This window comes from Microbispora sp. H11081 (assembly GCF_012999535.1).
GTDB lineage: Bacteria > Actinomycetota > Actinomycetes > Streptosporangiales > Streptosporangiaceae > Microbispora.
Window position 1 is genome coordinate 14712 of sequence record NZ_JABBWV010000021.1, and the last position, 15403, is coordinate 30114.

Consider the following 15403-nt stretch of genomic DNA (forward strand, 5'->3'; position numbering starts at 1 on the left):
ATGGGTCCCGCATGAGTGAAACCAGGATCCTCGTGGTCGAGGACGAGCCGAACATCCGGGACATCGTGGAAGTCGCCTTGCGATTCCACGGCTTCCGGGTGACGGCCGTGGGCACAGGGGCCGCGGCGCTCGCCGAGGTCGTGCGGGACCAGCCCGATCTGGTCGTCCTCGACGTCATGCTCCCCGACATCGACGGCTTCGAGGTGTGCCGGCGGATCCGGGCCGGCGGCGTCCATCCTCCTGTGATCTTCCTCACCGCCCTCGACGCGGTCGCCGACACCGTACGCGGGCTGACCCTCGGCGGCGACGACTACGTCACCAAGCCCTTCTCCGTCGAGGCGCTGGTCGCGCGGATCCGCGCCGTGCTGCGCCGTACGAGCGTGCCGGAGGCCGAAGAGCGGGCGCACGGGCCGATCCTCCAGGTCGCCGACCTCGAGCTCGACGAGGCGCGCTGGGAGGTGCGGCGCGGCGGCGTCCCGGTCGAGCTGTCGCCGACCGAGTTCCGCCTGCTGGCCTTCCTGATGGCGAACGCCGGCCTGGTGCTCACCAAGCGGCGCCTGCTCGAGGAGGTCTGGGGATATGGCGGCAGCTCGCAGGTGCTGGAGACCTACATCTCCTACCTGCGCCGCAAGCTCGACCCGCTGGGTCCGCCGCTGATCCACACCCAGCGCGGCATCGGATACGCGCTACGCCCGCCGCAGGGCACGTGACGGGCCCGTGATGTCGCTCAGGACGCGCCTGCTCGCCGGACTGCTGGGAGTGAGCGCGGTCCTGCTCGTCGTGCTGTCCCTCGTCAGCGTCGTCGTCCTGCGCGGCCACCTGCGTACGCGCCTGGAGGGGCAGGTGGTGGCGGCGACGGTCACCGCCGCGCGCCGGGTGGTCGTGGGGGACCCGCTCGCGCAGGCGCTGACGGGCTCCACCTACGCCGTCGCCGCCTACGACCTCACGGAGAACCGTGCCCATCTGATGGGCGGGGACGCCGACGACGCCGCGGTCGTTCCCGGCCTGGCGGAGCGGCTCGGCAGGGACGTGCTGCTGGCGTACGCCGCGCAGGGCAGCACCTTCGACCTCGACCCGAGCCGCGGCCGCGAACTGATCGCGGCCGCGTCGCTGTCGCCGAGCGGCCTGCGGGTGGTGGTCGTCGCGGTGCCACTGGACGCGGTCGACGACCCGGTGCGCCACCTCCTGATCAGCGAACTGGCGACCGGCGGGGTGCTGATCCTGCTGCTGGCGGCGGGTGGCCGGTTGCTGATCGCGGGTGGCCTGGCGCCCCTCGGCAAGATGGCGCGGACCGCGCGTCTCGTGGCGGAGCGAGGCGACCTGTCTGCCCGGATGCCGGAGGGCCCTTCCGAGGTCGGCAGGCTCGGCGCGGCGATCAACCTCATGCTCGACCGGATCGCCGGCGCGTTCCGCGACCGCCAGGCGTCGGAGGACCGCGTGCGCCGGTTCGCCACCGACGCGTCCCACGAGCTGCGGACTCCGCTGTCGACCATCTCGGGTTACGCGGAGCTCTACCGAGCCGGGGCGATCCCGCCGGAGGACCTGCCCAAGATCATGGGACGGATCGAGGCCGAGGCCAACCGCATGGGCCGCCTGGTGGGCGAGATGCTGGAGCTCGCGCGGCTCGACCGGGGCGCCGCGCTCGCCCTGAGCGAGACCGACCTGGCCGAGATGGCCCGCGAGGTGGCGGCGGACTCGATCACTCTCGATCCCGCCCATCCCGTGACGGTGGACGCCCCGGTCTCCCTGGTCGCGACCGTGGACGAGGCCAGGGTCCGCCAGGTGCTCGTCAACCTGCTCGGCAACGTGCGCGCGCACACCCCGGAGGGCACGAAGACCGCCGTACGGCTGGCGCGCGTCCGGGACTCGGTGACGATCGAGGTGCGCGACAACGGTCCCGGCATGCGCCAGGAGCAGGCGGAACGCGCCTTCGACCGGTTCCAGCGGGGAGAGGACCACCTGTCCGGCGGCGCGGGGCTCGGCCTGTCGATCGTGAAGGCCATCGTGGAGGCGCACGGCGGGCGATGCCGGATCGACTCCTCTCCCGGCGGGGGCACCTCCGTACTGATCGGGCTCCCCGCGGTGCAAGAGGCTACTGGCGGGTAGGTAACGGGTACAGCTCGTTTCACCGCCGAGGAGGTCGAGGATGACGACCGATTACGCCAAGGCCAGGGAGGTGGCCGAGCAGGCGCGCGAGACGGAATGGACCCGCCCGAGCTTCGGCAGGCAGCTCTTCCTCGGGGACTTCCGGCTGGACCTCGTGTATCCCGCTCCCCGCCTCACCGAGGAGCAGGTCAAGAAAGGGGACGACTTCCTGCGCGCCCTGCGGGCGTTCCTGCTGGAGAAGGTCGATCCCGCGCTCATCGAGCGCACCGCCGTCATCCCGGACGAGGTGATCAAGGGTCTGGCGGCGATCGGCGCGTTCGGCATGACCATCGAGGAGGAGTACGGCGGGCTGGGCCTCAGCCACCTCTACTACTGCAGGGCGCTGGAACTCGTGACGTCGTGCTCCCCCGCGCTCAGCGCGCTGCTGTCGGCCCATCAGTCGATCGGGGTGCCGCAGCCGCTGCGGCTGTTCGGCACCCCCGAGCAGAAGCGCCGGTTCCTGCCGCGCTGCGCCCGCGGCGAGATCTCGGCGTTCCTGCTCACCGAGCCCGACGTCGGGTCGGACCCCGCCCGCCTGTCCACGATCGCCGTACGCGACGGCGACGCGTACGTCATCAACGGCGTCAAGCTGTGGACGACCAACGGCGTGGTGGCCGACCTGCTGGTCGTGATGGCCAGGACGGGAACGAAGATCTCGGCCTTCGTGGTCGAGGCCGACGCTCCCGGCATCACCGTCGAGCAGCGCAACCAGTTCATGGGCCTGCGCGGGATCGAGAACGGCGTCACCCGGCTGCACCAGGTGCGGGTGCCGGTGGAGAACCTGATCGGCCGCGAGGGCCAGGGCCTCAAGATCGCCCTGACCACGCTCAACACCGGGCGTCTCTCGCTGCCCGCCACCTGCGTCGGCGCCGCGAAGTGGGCGACGAAGATCGCACGTGAGTGGGGGCGCGAGCGGGTCCAGTGGGGGCGGCCGGTCGGCCAGCACGAGGCGGTGGCCCGCAAGGTCGCCTTCATCGCCGCCACCACGTACGCGCTGGAGTCAGTCGTCGACCTCGCCGCCCGGATGGCCGACGACGAGCGGAACGACATCCGGATCGAGGCCGCGCTGGCCAAGCTGTACGGCTCCGAGCTGGCCTGGCGGCTGATGGACGAGCTCGTGCAGATGAGGGGCGGACGCGGCTACGAGACCGCCGAGTCGCTGCACGCCCGCGGCGAGCGCGGCGTGCCGGCCGAGCAGATGCTGCGCGACCTGCGGATCAACCGCATCTTCGAGGGCTCCACCGAGATCATGCATCTGCTCATCGCCCGCGAGGCGGTGGATGCCCACCTGTCGGTCGCGGGCGAGCTCGTCGACCCGAAGGCCGGCCTGCGGGCCAAGGGCAGGGCGGCCACCCGGGCCGGCGCCTTCTATGCCAGGTGGCTGCCGAGCCTGGTGACCGGGCCTGGCCAGGTGCCCACGTCGTACGCCGAGTTCGGGCCGCTGGCCCCGCACCTGCGGTACGTCGAGCGGACCAGCCGCAAGCTCGCCAGGTCCACGTTCTACGGCATGTCCCGCTGGCAGGCGCGGCTGGAGCACAAGCAGGGGTTCCTGTCGCGGATCGTCGACATCGGCGCCGAGTTGTTCGCCATCACCGCGGTCTGCGTGCGCGCCCAGGAGGAGTCGGCCGAGTTCGGGCGCAAGCCGTACGAGCTCGCGGACACCTTCTGCCACCAGGCCAGGCAGCGGGCCGACGCGTTGTTCGACCGGCTGTGGGACAACACCGACGCCCAGGACGTGCGGCTGGCCCGCCGGGTGCTCGACGGGCGGTACACGTTCCTGGAGGAGGGCATCGTCGACCCGTCGCTGGAGGGCCCGTGGATCGCCCAGCAGCGCACCGGGCCTTCGACGTTCGAGGATGTCCACCGGCGAATCGGCTGACGACGACCGAGGGCAACGCGACGGCCCCGCCCCGCGCGAGCGCGGGACGGGGCCGTGGTCGGTCTGGGATCACACGTCGTAGCAGTACATCCAGCCGTGGCCGGAGACCCAGCAGCGGTACCAGCCCTCGGGGGCCTTCGCCTGGGCCGGGGCGGACAGAACGCCGAAGGTGGTGACCGCGATGGCGGTGGTGGCGAGGACGGCCGCGGCGCGCTTGATGGACTTCACTGGAATCTCTCCTGTACGGGGAACGTCTCTTTTGACATCTCCGAGTACACAGGAGGCCACTTGTCAGAACCTGGCGGGCGACTTGGAGACCACTTGGACGGGTCTGAGCCCTGAAAAACCCTTTGTGGCACGATGCGGCGGCTTGTTACTGTCACCCGCATGTGGATTCTGTACGGCGACCGCTGATCAGCCTCTGAGACGCTGATCCGCTCAGCTTTTCCGGCCCTGTCCATCCGACGCGGCAGCTGAGTGACGGCACCTCGGTGCCGCGTTCCCGACGTACCAGGAGATCCCTTATGCGTACTCGCATGTCCGGCAAGAGCGGCAAGAAGCAGAACCCGCGCACGCCGCAGCCCCAGCGCTCCTTCCCACCGCCGCCGCGTCAGGTCCCGGCCCCGCCCATGCGGCCGGTACGGCCGCCGCGGCGGCTGCCCAAGGGCAGGTAGACGGCCACCACCATCCGCAGACGAAGGACAGGGCACCCCGGCGATCGCCGGGGTGCCCTGTCTCGTGAGCGTCAGAGACGCTCGATGATCGTCACGTTGGCCTGGCCGCCGCCCTCGCACATCGTCTGCAGGCCGTACCGGCCGCCGGTGCGCTCGAGCTCGTGCAGCAGCTTGGTCATGAGAACCGCGCCGGTGCCGCCCAGCGGGTGTCCCAGCGCGATCGCGCCGCCGTTGGGGTTGGTCCGGGCGGGGTCGGCCCCGATCTCCTTGAGCCAGGCCAGCGGGACAGGGGCGAACGCCTCGTTGATCTCGATGACGTCGATGTCCTCGATCGAGAGCCCCGCCTTGGCCAGCGCCTTCCTGGTGGCCGGGATCGGCGCCGTCAGCATGTAGACGGGGTCGTCCCCGACCAGCGTCAGCGTGACGATCCGGGCGCGCGGCGTCAGTCCGTGGTCGCGCACCGCCTGCTCGGAGGCGATGAGCAACGCGCCGGAGCCGTCGGAGATCTGCGAGGAGGTGGCCGCCGTGATCCGGCCGCCCTCGCGCAGGGTCTTGAGCCCGGCCATCTTCTCCAGCGTGGTGTCCGGCCGCGGCCCCTCGTCGTCGGTCACGCCGTTGACAGGGGCGATCTGCTCCTTGAAGTAGCCGTTGGCGATCGCCTTCGCGGCCCGCTGGTGGCTCTCGTAGGCGAAAGCGTCGAGGTCCTCCCGGGACAGGTCCCACTTTTCGCACATCAGTTCCGCGCCGCGGAACTGGGAGATCTCCTGCTTGCCGTACCGCTCGACCCACTTGTCGCCGAACGGGAACGGCATGCCCTTCTCCAGCGCCGCCGAGATGCTCGACCCCATCGGGACGATGGACATCGACTCGACGCCGGCCGCCACGACGAGGTCCTGAGTGCCCGAAAGGACGCCCTGCGCCGCGAAGTGGATCGCCTGCTGCGACGAGCCGCACTGCCGGTCGATGGTGACCCCGGCCACGGTCTCGGGGAGGCCCGCGCTGAGCCACGCGTTGCGCGCGATGTCCATGGACTGCGGGCCGAACTGCATCACACAGCCCATGATCACGTCGTCCACGGCGGCGGGGTCGACGCCGGTGCGCTCCACTAGCGCGGAGAGAGTGTGCGCGGCCAGGTCGACCGGGTGGACGGTGGAGAGCCCGCCCTTCTTCTTTCCGACCGGCGAGCGGACCGCCCCGACGATGTACGCCTCTGCCACAGCGCCTCCATAAGAAACCGAGCAATGTTCGGTTAATCAGAGGTTACATCAGAACTTTCGTCGGGGCGGATGAGGATGCGAGCACGGCGCACGCGCCGCGCTCGCGGCAGGGTCAAGCGTGACGCCCGGGGAGCACGTCGGCGGGCTCGGCGAGCTGGAAACCCCGGCTGTCGGCCGCGATCCCGCTGAGCTCGTTCGCCAGCGTCACCGCGACGGCCGCCCTCGCGAGCAGATCCGCCCGCGCGTCGTCCTCACGCACCGCGTCCTCGTCCACGTGCTCGTCCTCGTCCACCTGCTCGTCCTCGTCCACGAGGTCCGCGGCGTCCTCGGCGCCCCCGTCCGCTCCGCCCGCCGCCTCCGGCACGGTCTCCGGTGCGGGCTCCGGTGCCGTCTCCGCGCTCGCGGCGTCCTCGGCGTCCGTCTCGTCCGTCTCGTCCGTCTCGTCCGTACGGGTGACGGGCGAGATCCGCGCGACGGCGATCTCCGTGAGGTACGGCCAGCGAACGCGGGCGGCGGGCGGAATGCGGCGCCCCTCCTCGACGGTGAGGACGAACGCGTCGCCCGCGTAGACGTCGGCCACCCTGCCACCACGGACAGGGACGTGGACGACGCCGTCGACGAGTTCTCCCTCGGGCCACCGCTCGGCGTCGACGGCCTCGACGGGACCCAGCAGCCCGGCCAGGAGCGGCAGGATCTCCTCGGGCTCCGGCGCGGCCGGCAGGTAGACCAGGAGGTCTCCGCCGTCCTCCGCGGGATCCAGCGGCTCGCCCTGGCAGATCGACCAGCCGCCCAGCCGGTACGCGATGCCCTCGGCCAGGCTCTTGTCGAAGAAGTCGACAGGCAACGGGCCCTCGGCGGTGATCCGGCAGGCCCAGAGCCTGTCTTCGTCCGGCACCCCGAGCTTGGCGAGGATGTCGCCGGTCAGTTCGATGGGCGGCTGGACGCGCGATCCGCCCGCGACGATGTCGTCACCGTCGGCCCTCGCCTCGGGATCGGCGAGTTGCGCCACCGCCAGCAGTGTCTTCTGGTCCGGCCGGGCGGGCAGCAGCGCCGTGGGTCCCGCGCGCAGCCGACCGGGGAGCAGGACTTTCGAGAACCAGCCCACAGGCCCCTCCTCATGATCGGTGGAAGAGACCATAGCCGCGATGGCCGCCGGCCACGAGCCCTTCCGGCGAGGTGCTCGCGCCTCAGGACTTCGGCTTCGCCAGCCGCGTGCCGGTCATCGTCGCGTAGACGATGACGTTGTCGACGTAGTGCCCGGTCGACCGGTTGTAGCTGCCGCCGCAGGTGATCAGCCTGAGCTCGGCGTTGTCGGCGTGCCCGTACACCCGGTTGGTGGGGAACGTCTGCTTGTTCGCCTGCTCGATGCCGCCCACGGTGAAGACGGCCACCGTTCCGTCGAGGCGGTAGACCTCGATCTTGTCGCCGTACTCCAGTTCGTGCAGGCGGGTGAAGACGGCGCTGCGCGTATTGGTGTCCTTGTGCCCGAGCATGATGGCCGGGCCCGCCTCACCCGCCGTCGGACCGCCGCGGTACCAGCCGACCAGGTTCGGGTTGCTGATCGGGGGTGTCTGGATTGCCCCTGCGCGGTCGAGACCCAGCGACTTGATCGGCGCGTTTACGCCCAGCTTGGGGATGACGAGGCGCTTGGGCGTGGACGGCTGCATCGCGGGAACCGCGGGGATGTCCGGGACCGGCGGCGGCGCGTCGGCGACCGCCTGGGTCAGCGGCTGCCCCTCGCCGCCCGGCCCCACCGAGGGGGCGAGCCCGTTCTGCGGCGCGGCCAGCTTCAGCGACGAACGGGCCGGCGTCGTGTACTCGTCGGGGTTGTTCACCATGAGCACGACCCCGACGATCACGATGACCAGGCCCACGACGGCCGACGTGATCAGCAACCGCCGGATGGTCTGCGCGCCGCCGCCGGGAGGCTCCTCCTCCGGCGGCGGGGACGCGGTCTGCGCGGGTTGCATCTGGGGCAGCATCACCGGATGGAAGACCGGCTGGCCGTAGACCGGCTGCGGATAGCCCTGCCCGCCCGGCCCTTGAGGCATGCCGTACGGCTGGCCCGGCGGGTACTGCCCAGGAGGCGGGGTGGTCATCGGCGGTCCTAGTGCCGCACCGGCCTGCGCCGGGTCCTGAGCACGAGGCCGCCGGCCGCCGCCGCCAGCATCAGCGCGGTGCCGGTGAGCATGAACAGACGGGCGTCGGGGCCCGAGTCGCCGCCGCCGCCGGTGGCCGCGCCGCCGCCGGGCGTGTTCTCTATCTGGACCGACTTCGTCGTCTTGGTCTTGACCGGCGTGGGCGACGCGAAGACCGTCTCGTACACCGTCCGGGTGCCGCGCGGCGAGGGCGAGGCGCTCGCGGAAGGGCTGGCGCTGGGGCTCGCGCTGGCGCTGGCGCTGGGGGACGGCGACGCGTGCGTCACCGGCATCGTCGCCACGGCGGGCAGCGTGCTACCCGTGGCCGCGACCGCGCAGTTGTAGAGCGTGGTGGGCGTCACGGTCGTGCCACCGGCGGCCGGCGCGACCATGTTGATCTTGAACTCCTTCGCGGTCAGCACGACGGAGGTGGCCCCGGCCGAGGGCGTGACGGTCAGCGTCGCCGTGGGGAGCGGCGGCATGGTCGCCGCGGCCGGGACGTCCGAGGTCATGGCCGTACCCGTTGGCGTGGGCGTGGACACGCCCGCGCCCATGCCGGCCGGCAGCGCCGACGCCAGAACGGACGGCTGCAACTGGATCGCCGCGCCGCTCGCGATCTCCACCGGCACGGGGAACGCGGAGCCGGTGAGCGCCTGGACGCTCAGCGTCGCGGTGTACAGGGTGCCGGAGGCCGTAGAGGTGAGCGACACGGTGAAGTCGTGCGTGACGGGCGTGCCGCCGGTGGTCGACGGCGTGCAGGTGTACGTCACGGTCTTCGTGTCGGCTTGCGCGCCGAACGCGGTCAGGCCCAGGAGAAGGCCCGCGCTGACCACTCCGGCCGCGGCGACCCTCCCGGCGACACGGCCGCGCGCCTTTGACTTCAGCACTGACTTCTCTCCACTTCGATGCTCGCAGTCAACAGGCGTACCAGCATGCCAGCATACGGTCACGGTCAGGTAGAGATGTTACGGACAAAAACCCCAAGACCCCCTCCAATTGCCTAAACATTCTCCCGCTAGTCCCATGTCCGTGTCAGGCGGACGCCAGGTCGCGTCCGGACACTTCCTATCGTCTGCCGTACGAGCCGGGGTTCGGGCCGAATCTCCGCAGCAGCAGCCCTCCGGCCGCGGCGGCGGCCGTCAGCGCCAGGCCGGTGAGCACCACGAGCCGGGCGTCCGGCCCCGCGTCGCCCCCGGCGCCGGTCTGCGCGCCGCCCACCGGCGTGGCCCTGACCTGCGTGGTCGTCGTACGGGAGACCGTCGCGGTGACCTTGGCCGTGGCGGTCACGGTGGTCGTCGCCGTGGTCGTCGCCGTGGCCACCGTGCTCGGGGTCGTCGTCGCCGCGGTCTGAGTCGGCGAAGGGCTCGGGTCGTCCCCGCCGGACGGGCTCGGCGAGGGGGAGGGCGAAGCGGACGGCGAAGCGGTGGAGACGGTGAACGCGAGCGACGCGCGGGTCGCGGAGTCCGGCAGCGTGCACGTGTAGAGCGCCTCGCCCGCTCCGTCGGCGCTCCCGGCCGGGCGCAACCTCAGCGTGAACTCCCCTGCCGCGACTCCCACCGTGCCCTCCGCCGTCGGGGTCAGCGTGACGAGCAGTTCGGGGATCGGCGACAGAGTGGCCGACGGCGACAGTGACGCCGGCACGGCGGTGGACGCGGACGGGCTCAGCGTGACGACGCTCGGGGACGCCGTGTCATCCGTGCCGTCCGCGCCGGGCGACGCGCTAGCGGACGCGCTCGGCGACGGCGACGCACTCGCGGACGCACTGGGGGACGCACTGGGGGACGCACTCGGCGACGCGCTTGGGGACGGCGACGGGCTCGCGGACTCCGAGTCGCCGGGAGACGGCGTGGCCGAAGGGGACGGGCTGGGCGACTGGCCGGACGCACCGGACCCGCCCACGACGGGAGCGCCGGTCACCTCCACGAGTCCTTCCGCGACCAGCACGTCGTCCTGCGCGATGCCCGTCGCGGGCGCCACCAGCGCGCTCTGCCCGTCCGACGGCGGGGCGGGATCGACCCGCCAGGTCACGATCGCGGCGCTGTCGGGCACCGGGTTCTCCGGCGCGACCAGGGTGACGCTCACGGGGTAGGTCGCGGCGGCGCCGCCTGCCGGAGTGCAGGAGTACGGCACGGTCGTGGTCTCGCTCGCCGCGAGGGCCGGCCAGGTCATCAGGGCCAGCGCGGCCGTCACTCCCGCCGCCGAACGGGCGGCGATGCGGCGCCGGGCGCTCCCGCGCCGGGCACTGGGGTCGGGCACGACGTCTCTCCTGCCACCAGGGTCGCGTACACGTGGCCACCAGTGTCCCAGTGGTTGACCACCGGTATAACCGGCTGGAGATTCAAGTCAGGAAATTCTCAGGGAACGTTCACCGCTCTCCCACAGTGGGGGGAGGAAAGCGGGAGAAAAGGGTGACCGGCGCGAACCGGCCACCCGGCGATCACTTGCCCTTGATCTCCGTCAACGTCGCGTAGACGATGATGTTGTCGGTGTAGTGATGCTGCTTGGCGTTGTAGACCCCGCCGCAGGTGATCAGCCGCAGCGAGGACGTGATCGTGTTGCTGTAGACCCGCTTGGTCGGGAACGTCGACTTGCTGACCTGCTCGATCCCGTCCACCGTGAAGATCGCCATCTTGCCGTCCGCACGCAGAACGGCGATCTTGTTGCCGCGCTTGAGCTCGCGCAGCCGGCTGAAGACGGCGGGGCCCTTGCGGGTGTTCACGTGCCCGAGGATGACCGACGGGCCCTGGTCGCCGGGCGCGGGCCCGAGGCGGTACCAGCCGGTGAGGTTCGGCTTGCTCAGCGGAGGCGTCTCGATGACGCCCTGCTTGTCCACGCCCACCGAGCCCACGGTGGCCTTCACACCGATCGCCGGAATGCTGATCTTGAGCGGCCTGCCGGCGGCCTTCTTGGTCGTCGTCTTGGCGGCGGTCGGCGACGACGACACCGGAGACGAGGACGACGAGGCCGCGCTCGTGAAGCTCAGCGGGGCGATCGGCTTGATCGCGGGCAACGGCGCGGGCGCGTCCGGGGCGGCGGCCGTCAGCGGCACGCCCGGTCCGCCCGGGCCCACGGTCGGCGGCAGGAGGGCCACGCTGCCCGCGTCCCGGATGTTCACCTGGCCGCCCGGCACCGGCCCGGTCTCCTGCGGATCCGAAGGGCTGATCACGACGAGCATGCCGGCCATCACCGCCGCGATGCCGCCGAACGACCCGGCCACGAGCAGGGTCGCGAGGACCGGCTGGGGCAGCGACTTGCGCGTCTTCTTGGCGTCGCCCGCCGTCCCCTCAGGGACGGGAGCCGAGCCGCCGTCAGGAGTCTCGTTCATCGTCACTCTCCTCAGCTCCGCTCGCCCGCGTGCGCCGCCCTGCGCCGCAGCATCGCCACACCACTGAGCATGCCGACGATCAACAGTGCGCCACCGGCACCGATCAGCAGCACCGCGGAAGCGGCCGTCCGCTCCGGCGCCTCACCGGTCTGCGCCCCGCCCTGTGGCGTGACCGCCACCTGTGCCACGGTCGGCGTCGCGGTCAGCGTCACCGTCCTCGTCGCCGTCGGCGAAGGACTGCCCTGCGGCAGCACCGCCACGACGTAGTTCTGCGTCGCCGACAGGTTCGGGCTCCTGGAGGGGGAAGGCGACGGCGAAGGCGACTGGTCGCCCGGCGTGGGCGAAGCCGACGGGCTGCCCGAGGGGCTCGGCGAAACGCCTCCCGAGGGGCTGGCCGAGGTGTCCGGAGAAGGCGAACCGTCCGGAGAAGGCGAGCTGTCCGGCGTCGGGCTGCTGTTCGTCCCGGCGATCGTCACCTGTACGGCGACCGGCGCGCTGATGAGCGTGCACTCGGCGCGGTACTGCGGCGGCGGGCCGGGCAGCTCACCGGTGATCACGCGGAACGCGTCGAGCAGCGTCCGCTTGTCCTCGACGTTCTTGATGGTGATCGTGTGCTGACCGTACTCGAGTCCGGTGAAGCTCCACAGCGTCTGGCCGCCGACGTTCGAGTCGTTGACCAGCGTGCCGTCGTCGTTCCTGGAGGGGTCCACCCGCGGCGGAGTCGCGAGCTGGTTGTCGACCCAGATCTCCACCGGTCCTCCGCGCCGGTCCTTCTGCGCGACGTACTCGATGCCGGTGCCGGTGAAGGTGAGCTCGGCCCACGCGCCGGCCTTGTTCGTCTGGTGGAAGTCCAGGTGGTAGTCGTTGTCCCCGCTCGGGCGGTCGTTGACGTCCACCCAGTCGCCGGGGCTGTAGTAGATCTTCGGGTCGGCCTGGTCGTCGTTGACCATGACCTCGGAGGCGGGCGGCCGGAAGTCCACGTAGAGCTTGCCCGGCTTCAGCGTCACCGTGCCGGCGCGGGTGGTGTACGCGAAGTCCGAGATGGTGGACGGCAGGTTGAGAGGGGTCCCCTTCTTCATCGGCCCGTCCTGGTCTACGTTCCCCACCGGCTGCAGCTGTCCCTGCCAGCCGTCGCTGAGGTTGACCTCACCGGTCACGTAGATCCGGCCGCCGTTGGGCAGCAGGGTGGGCGCCCCGAAACGCGTCGCGTCTCTGTAGCCCAGATTCCAGGCGACGTTGAGGGGGTCACCGACCTTCAGCGTCGTGGGAACGGTGAGCTTCGTCCGTAGATGGACGGTCCCGGAGCCCGACGAGGCGACACCCTGGTTGCAGGCGTAGTCGACGACAAGGTCGGCGGTATTGGCCTGCGCCGTCACCGCCGGTACGACAATCGCCGCCGTACCAGCAAGGCCGAGGGCCAGAGCGGCCATGGTCCTAGGAAGACCAGCTCTCCACCGAATCACCGCATACTCCGATCACAGGTCCGTCACAGCGGGCCTATAGCAAACCGAAGGTAGATCTTAGAGGCACTGAAGTGGTCAAAGGGGTAGTTATCACGATGGTTTCGGAGTTGTGACCAGCCGTACGCTCCGGTGTCCATCGACCCGAGGAGCGCCAGAACCGTATTCTGGTGCGGCCAACAGCCGAGCCGGAAGGCGTACCCGATGCGGCGAGACCTCTTCGACGAGGAGCACGACCTCTTCCGCGAGACCGTCCGTGAGTTCATGGCCCGCGAGGTCGTCCCCCACCACGCGCAGTGGGAGAAGGACGGCATCGTCCCCCGCGACGTGTGGAAGAAGGCCGGCGAGCTGGGCATGTTCGGCTTCTCCGTCCCCGAGGAGTACGGCGGCTCCGGGATCACCGACTTCCGCTACAACGTCGTGATCGTCGAGGAGATCATCAGGGTCGGCGCCTCCGGCCTCGGATTCGGCCTGCACAACGACATCATGGCGCCGTACCTGGTCGACCTTACCGACGACGAGCAGAAGCGGCGCTGGCTGCCCGGCTTCGCGTCCGGCGAGCTGATCACAGCCATCGGCATGACCGAGCCGGGAGCCGGCAGCGACCTGCAGGGCATCCGCACCACCGCCGTACGCGAGGGCGACCACTACGTGGTGAACGGGCAGAAGACGTTCATCACCAACGGCATCAACTCCGACCTCGTCGTGGTCGTGACCAAGACCGACCCCGCGGCGGGCGCGCGCGGCACCTCGCTGCTGGTGGTGGAGCGCGGCATGGAGGGCTTCACCCGCGGCCGCAACCTGGAGAAGGTCGGCATGCACGCGCAGGACACCGCCGAGTTGTTCTTCGAGAACGTCCGGGTGCCGGTGTCCAACCTCCTCGGCGGCGAGGAGGGGCAGGGCTTCTTCCAGCTCATGAACAACCTGCCGCAGGAGCGGCTGTCGATCGCGGTGGCGGCCGTCGCCGCGGCCGAGACGGTGCTGGAGCAGACGATCGAGTACTGCCGCGACCGCACGGCCTTCGGCCGGAGCATCGGCAGGTTCCAGAACACCCGGTTCCTGCTGGCCGAGCTGTCCACCGAGGTGGAGATCGCCCGCCACTACGTGGACAAGTGCGTACGCGCCCTCAACGCCGGGGAGCTGACGGCGGTGGACGCGGCCAAGGCCAAGTGGTGGACGACGGAGCTGCAGAACAAGGTCGTCGACCGGTGCGTCCAGCTCCACGGCGGCTACGGCTACATGCTGGAGTATCCCGTCGCCAAGGCCTGGCTCGACAGCCGCGTGCAGACGATCTACGGCGGCACCACGGAGATCATGAAGGAGATCATCGGCCGCTCCTTCGGCTTCTGAGGACCTTCTGAGGACCTTCTGACGGCCTGCTGACGGGCTTCCGGCACGCTTTCCGGCGGCGCGAGCCGGGCGGCGGATCAGCCCTGCTGCTGCCCCCAGATCAGCAGCATGGCCACCACGAACACGACCATGACGCCCCCGTAGGCCACCGGGCCCAGCCGGAAGAACCGGCGCACCTTGTTCAGCAGCCAGGCGAACAGGAGCGCCAGGAAGACCAGAAGGATGAGTCCGGAGTCCACACTGATCAGTATGCGGCGGCCGTCCCGCCCCCGCGCGCCCGTCGGCACAACCGGGGCCGGGAGACGACTCAGGGAGGGTCCTCGCTGCCTTCGAGGATGACCCGCGCGACCAGTTCCGGATCGTCGCTCATCGGCAGGTGGCCGCAGCCCCGCAGCAGCAGCGCCCGCTGCCCCGCCCACCGCGCCGCCCGTACGGCCTGGCGGCGCGGCAGCAGCCGGTCGCGCTCGCCCCAGGCAATCGTGACCGGCACCCTGGGCGGCGCGGGCGGCGCGATCCACGCCATCGAGTCCAGGGTCTCCTCGAAGCCCACGCAGTCGCGCAGCGCCGTCGCCGCCATGAGCACGGCCTCACGCGACAGCCGCTCGGGACGGGCCACGAGCAGGCCCATCGACACCGCCCTCCCCTCGTCCGTGCCGGACACGAGCGTGGGCAGCCCGTCGGCCCGCACCGCCAGCCGCAGCAGGCGCAGCACGGCCCGCGCGTACGCGTGCTCCGGCCGGGACCAGAACCCGGCGGGGGACAGCGCCACGGCCGTGCGGACGTCGGCCGAGGCCGCCAGGTCGAGCGCGATGTAACCGCCCAGCGAGTTGCCCGCGACGTGCGGCCGGCTCAGGCCGAGCCCGGTCCAGAACTCCCGCACCGCGCGGCCCAGCGTCTCCACGTTGTACGGCGTGCCGTACGGCAGCGGCGGAGAGTCGCCGGAGCCGGGCAGGTCCACCGCGATGACGTCGTGCCGCTCGGCGAGCAGGTCGAGGACCGGCAGCCAGCCGTGCCGGTGGTGACCGATGCCGTGGAGGAGGACCAGCGGCGGGCCGCTGCCGCGGCGGTCGTGCGCGAGCTCCATGCGTCCGAGTCAAGCACCCGGGACGGCAGGAAAGAAGCGCGTGGCGCGCCGCGTCCGTCTTCGTCCGTCCTCGTCGGTCGACGCGGACTCGACATGTGCTGTTTACACGGGCCTGCAATCATGTCCCGTCG

15 protein-coding genes are annotated in these 15403 nt (G+C 71.1%); 5 read left to right on the top strand and 10 right to left on the bottom strand.

What is annotated here, in order from left to right:
- Nucleotides 1-11: 11 nt before the first annotated feature.
- From HHX31_RS31850 to HHX31_RS31860, 3 genes are read left to right on the top strand one after another with little or no spacing between them, the layout of a single operon-like run.
- Nucleotides 12-710, top strand: coding sequence for a response regulator transcription factor (locus tag HHX31_RS31850; RefSeq protein ID WP_169953208.1), 699 nt, complete (start codon nt 12-14; stop codon nt 708-710).
- Between the two features lie 10 nt (nt 711-720).
- On the top strand, nt 721-2106 hold the full coding sequence (locus HHX31_RS31855; protein ID WP_169953210.1) for a cell wall metabolism sensor histidine kinase WalK: 1386 nt from the start codon (nt 721-723) through the stop codon (nt 2104-2106).
- Nucleotides 2107-2146: 40 nt separating this feature from the next.
- On the top strand, nt 2147-4024 hold the full coding sequence (locus HHX31_RS31860; RefSeq protein WP_169953212.1) for an acyl-CoA dehydrogenase family protein: 1878 nt from the start codon (nt 2147-2149) through the stop codon (nt 4022-4024).
- A 69-nt stretch (nt 4025-4093) separates the two neighbouring features.
- Here HHX31_RS31860 and HHX31_RS31865 read toward each other — a convergent pair whose 3' ends face one another.
- A complete protein-coding gene (locus tag HHX31_RS31865) occupies nt 4094-4252 on the bottom strand; it encodes a hypothetical protein (RefSeq protein WP_169953214.1) in 159 nt (52 codons plus the stop codon).
- A gap of 296 nt (nt 4253-4548) precedes the next feature.
- Here HHX31_RS31865 and HHX31_RS31870 point away from each other — a divergent pair, with 296 nt between their 5' ends.
- Entirely contained in the window at nt 4549-4698 is a 150-nt protein-coding gene (locus HHX31_RS31870) for a hypothetical protein (protein ID WP_169953217.1), read from the top strand.
- Nucleotides 4699-4769: 71 nt separating this feature from the next.
- Here HHX31_RS31870 and HHX31_RS31875 read toward each other — a convergent pair whose 3' ends face one another.
- The 7 genes from HHX31_RS31875 to HHX31_RS31905 all read right to left on the bottom strand — a co-directional run bounded on the left by HHX31_RS31875 (nt 4770) and on the right by HHX31_RS31905 (nt 12808).
- Complete coding sequence (locus tag HHX31_RS31875; RefSeq protein ID WP_169953219.1) at nt 4770-5915, bottom strand: acetyl-CoA C-acetyltransferase; 1146 nt, start codon at nt 5913-5915, stop codon at nt 4770-4772.
- Between the two features lie 112 nt (nt 5916-6027).
- The gene (locus tag HHX31_RS31880; protein ID WP_169953221.1) at nt 6028-7020 is read right to left on the bottom strand and encodes a hypothetical protein; all 993 of its coding nucleotides are present in this window, start codon (nt 7018-7020) and stop codon (nt 6028-6030) included.
- 82 nt (nt 7021-7102) lie between these two features.
- Nucleotides 7103-8014, bottom strand: coding sequence for a class F sortase (locus HHX31_RS31885; protein WP_169953223.1), 912 nt, complete (start codon nt 8012-8014; stop codon nt 7103-7105).
- Nucleotides 8015-8022: 8 nt separating this feature from the next.
- On the bottom strand, nt 8023-8940 hold the full coding sequence (locus HHX31_RS31890) for a hypothetical protein (protein ID WP_169953224.1): 918 nt from the start codon (nt 8938-8940) through the stop codon (nt 8023-8025).
- Nucleotides 8941-9118: 178 nt separating this feature from the next.
- Nucleotides 9119-10309: a hypothetical protein gene (locus HHX31_RS31895; RefSeq protein ID WP_169953226.1), complete on the bottom strand. Its 1191-nt coding sequence runs from the start codon at nt 10307-10309 to the stop codon at nt 9119-9121.
- A 181-nt stretch (nt 10310-10490) separates the two neighbouring features.
- The gene (locus HHX31_RS31900; protein WP_169953228.1) at nt 10491-11378 is read right to left on the bottom strand and encodes a class F sortase; all 888 of its coding nucleotides are present in this window, start codon (nt 11376-11378) and stop codon (nt 10491-10493) included.
- 11 nt (nt 11379-11389) lie between these two features.
- Entirely contained in the window at nt 11390-12808 is a 1419-nt protein-coding gene (locus tag HHX31_RS31905; protein ID WP_169953229.1) for a hypothetical protein, read from the bottom strand.
- 234 nt (nt 12809-13042) lie between these two features.
- On the opposite strand from HHX31_RS31905, the gene HHX31_RS31910 reads away from it, so the two are divergent.
- Nucleotides 13043-14188: an acyl-CoA dehydrogenase family protein gene (locus HHX31_RS31910; protein WP_169953231.1), complete on the top strand. Its 1146-nt coding sequence runs from the start codon at nt 13043-13045 to the stop codon at nt 14186-14188.
- 77 nt (nt 14189-14265) lie between these two features.
- Here the strand turns inward: HHX31_RS31910 and HHX31_RS31915 are convergent, their stop codons facing one another.
- Nucleotides 14266-14427, bottom strand: a complete 162-nt coding sequence (locus HHX31_RS31915; RefSeq protein WP_169953232.1) for a hypothetical protein — start codon at nt 14425-14427, stop codon at nt 14266-14268.
- Nucleotides 14428-14495: 68 nt separating this feature from the next.
- Complete coding sequence (locus HHX31_RS31920; RefSeq protein ID WP_169953234.1) at nt 14496-15272, bottom strand: alpha/beta fold hydrolase; 777 nt, start codon at nt 15270-15272, stop codon at nt 14496-14498.
- Nucleotides 15273-15403: the final 131 nt, after the last annotated feature.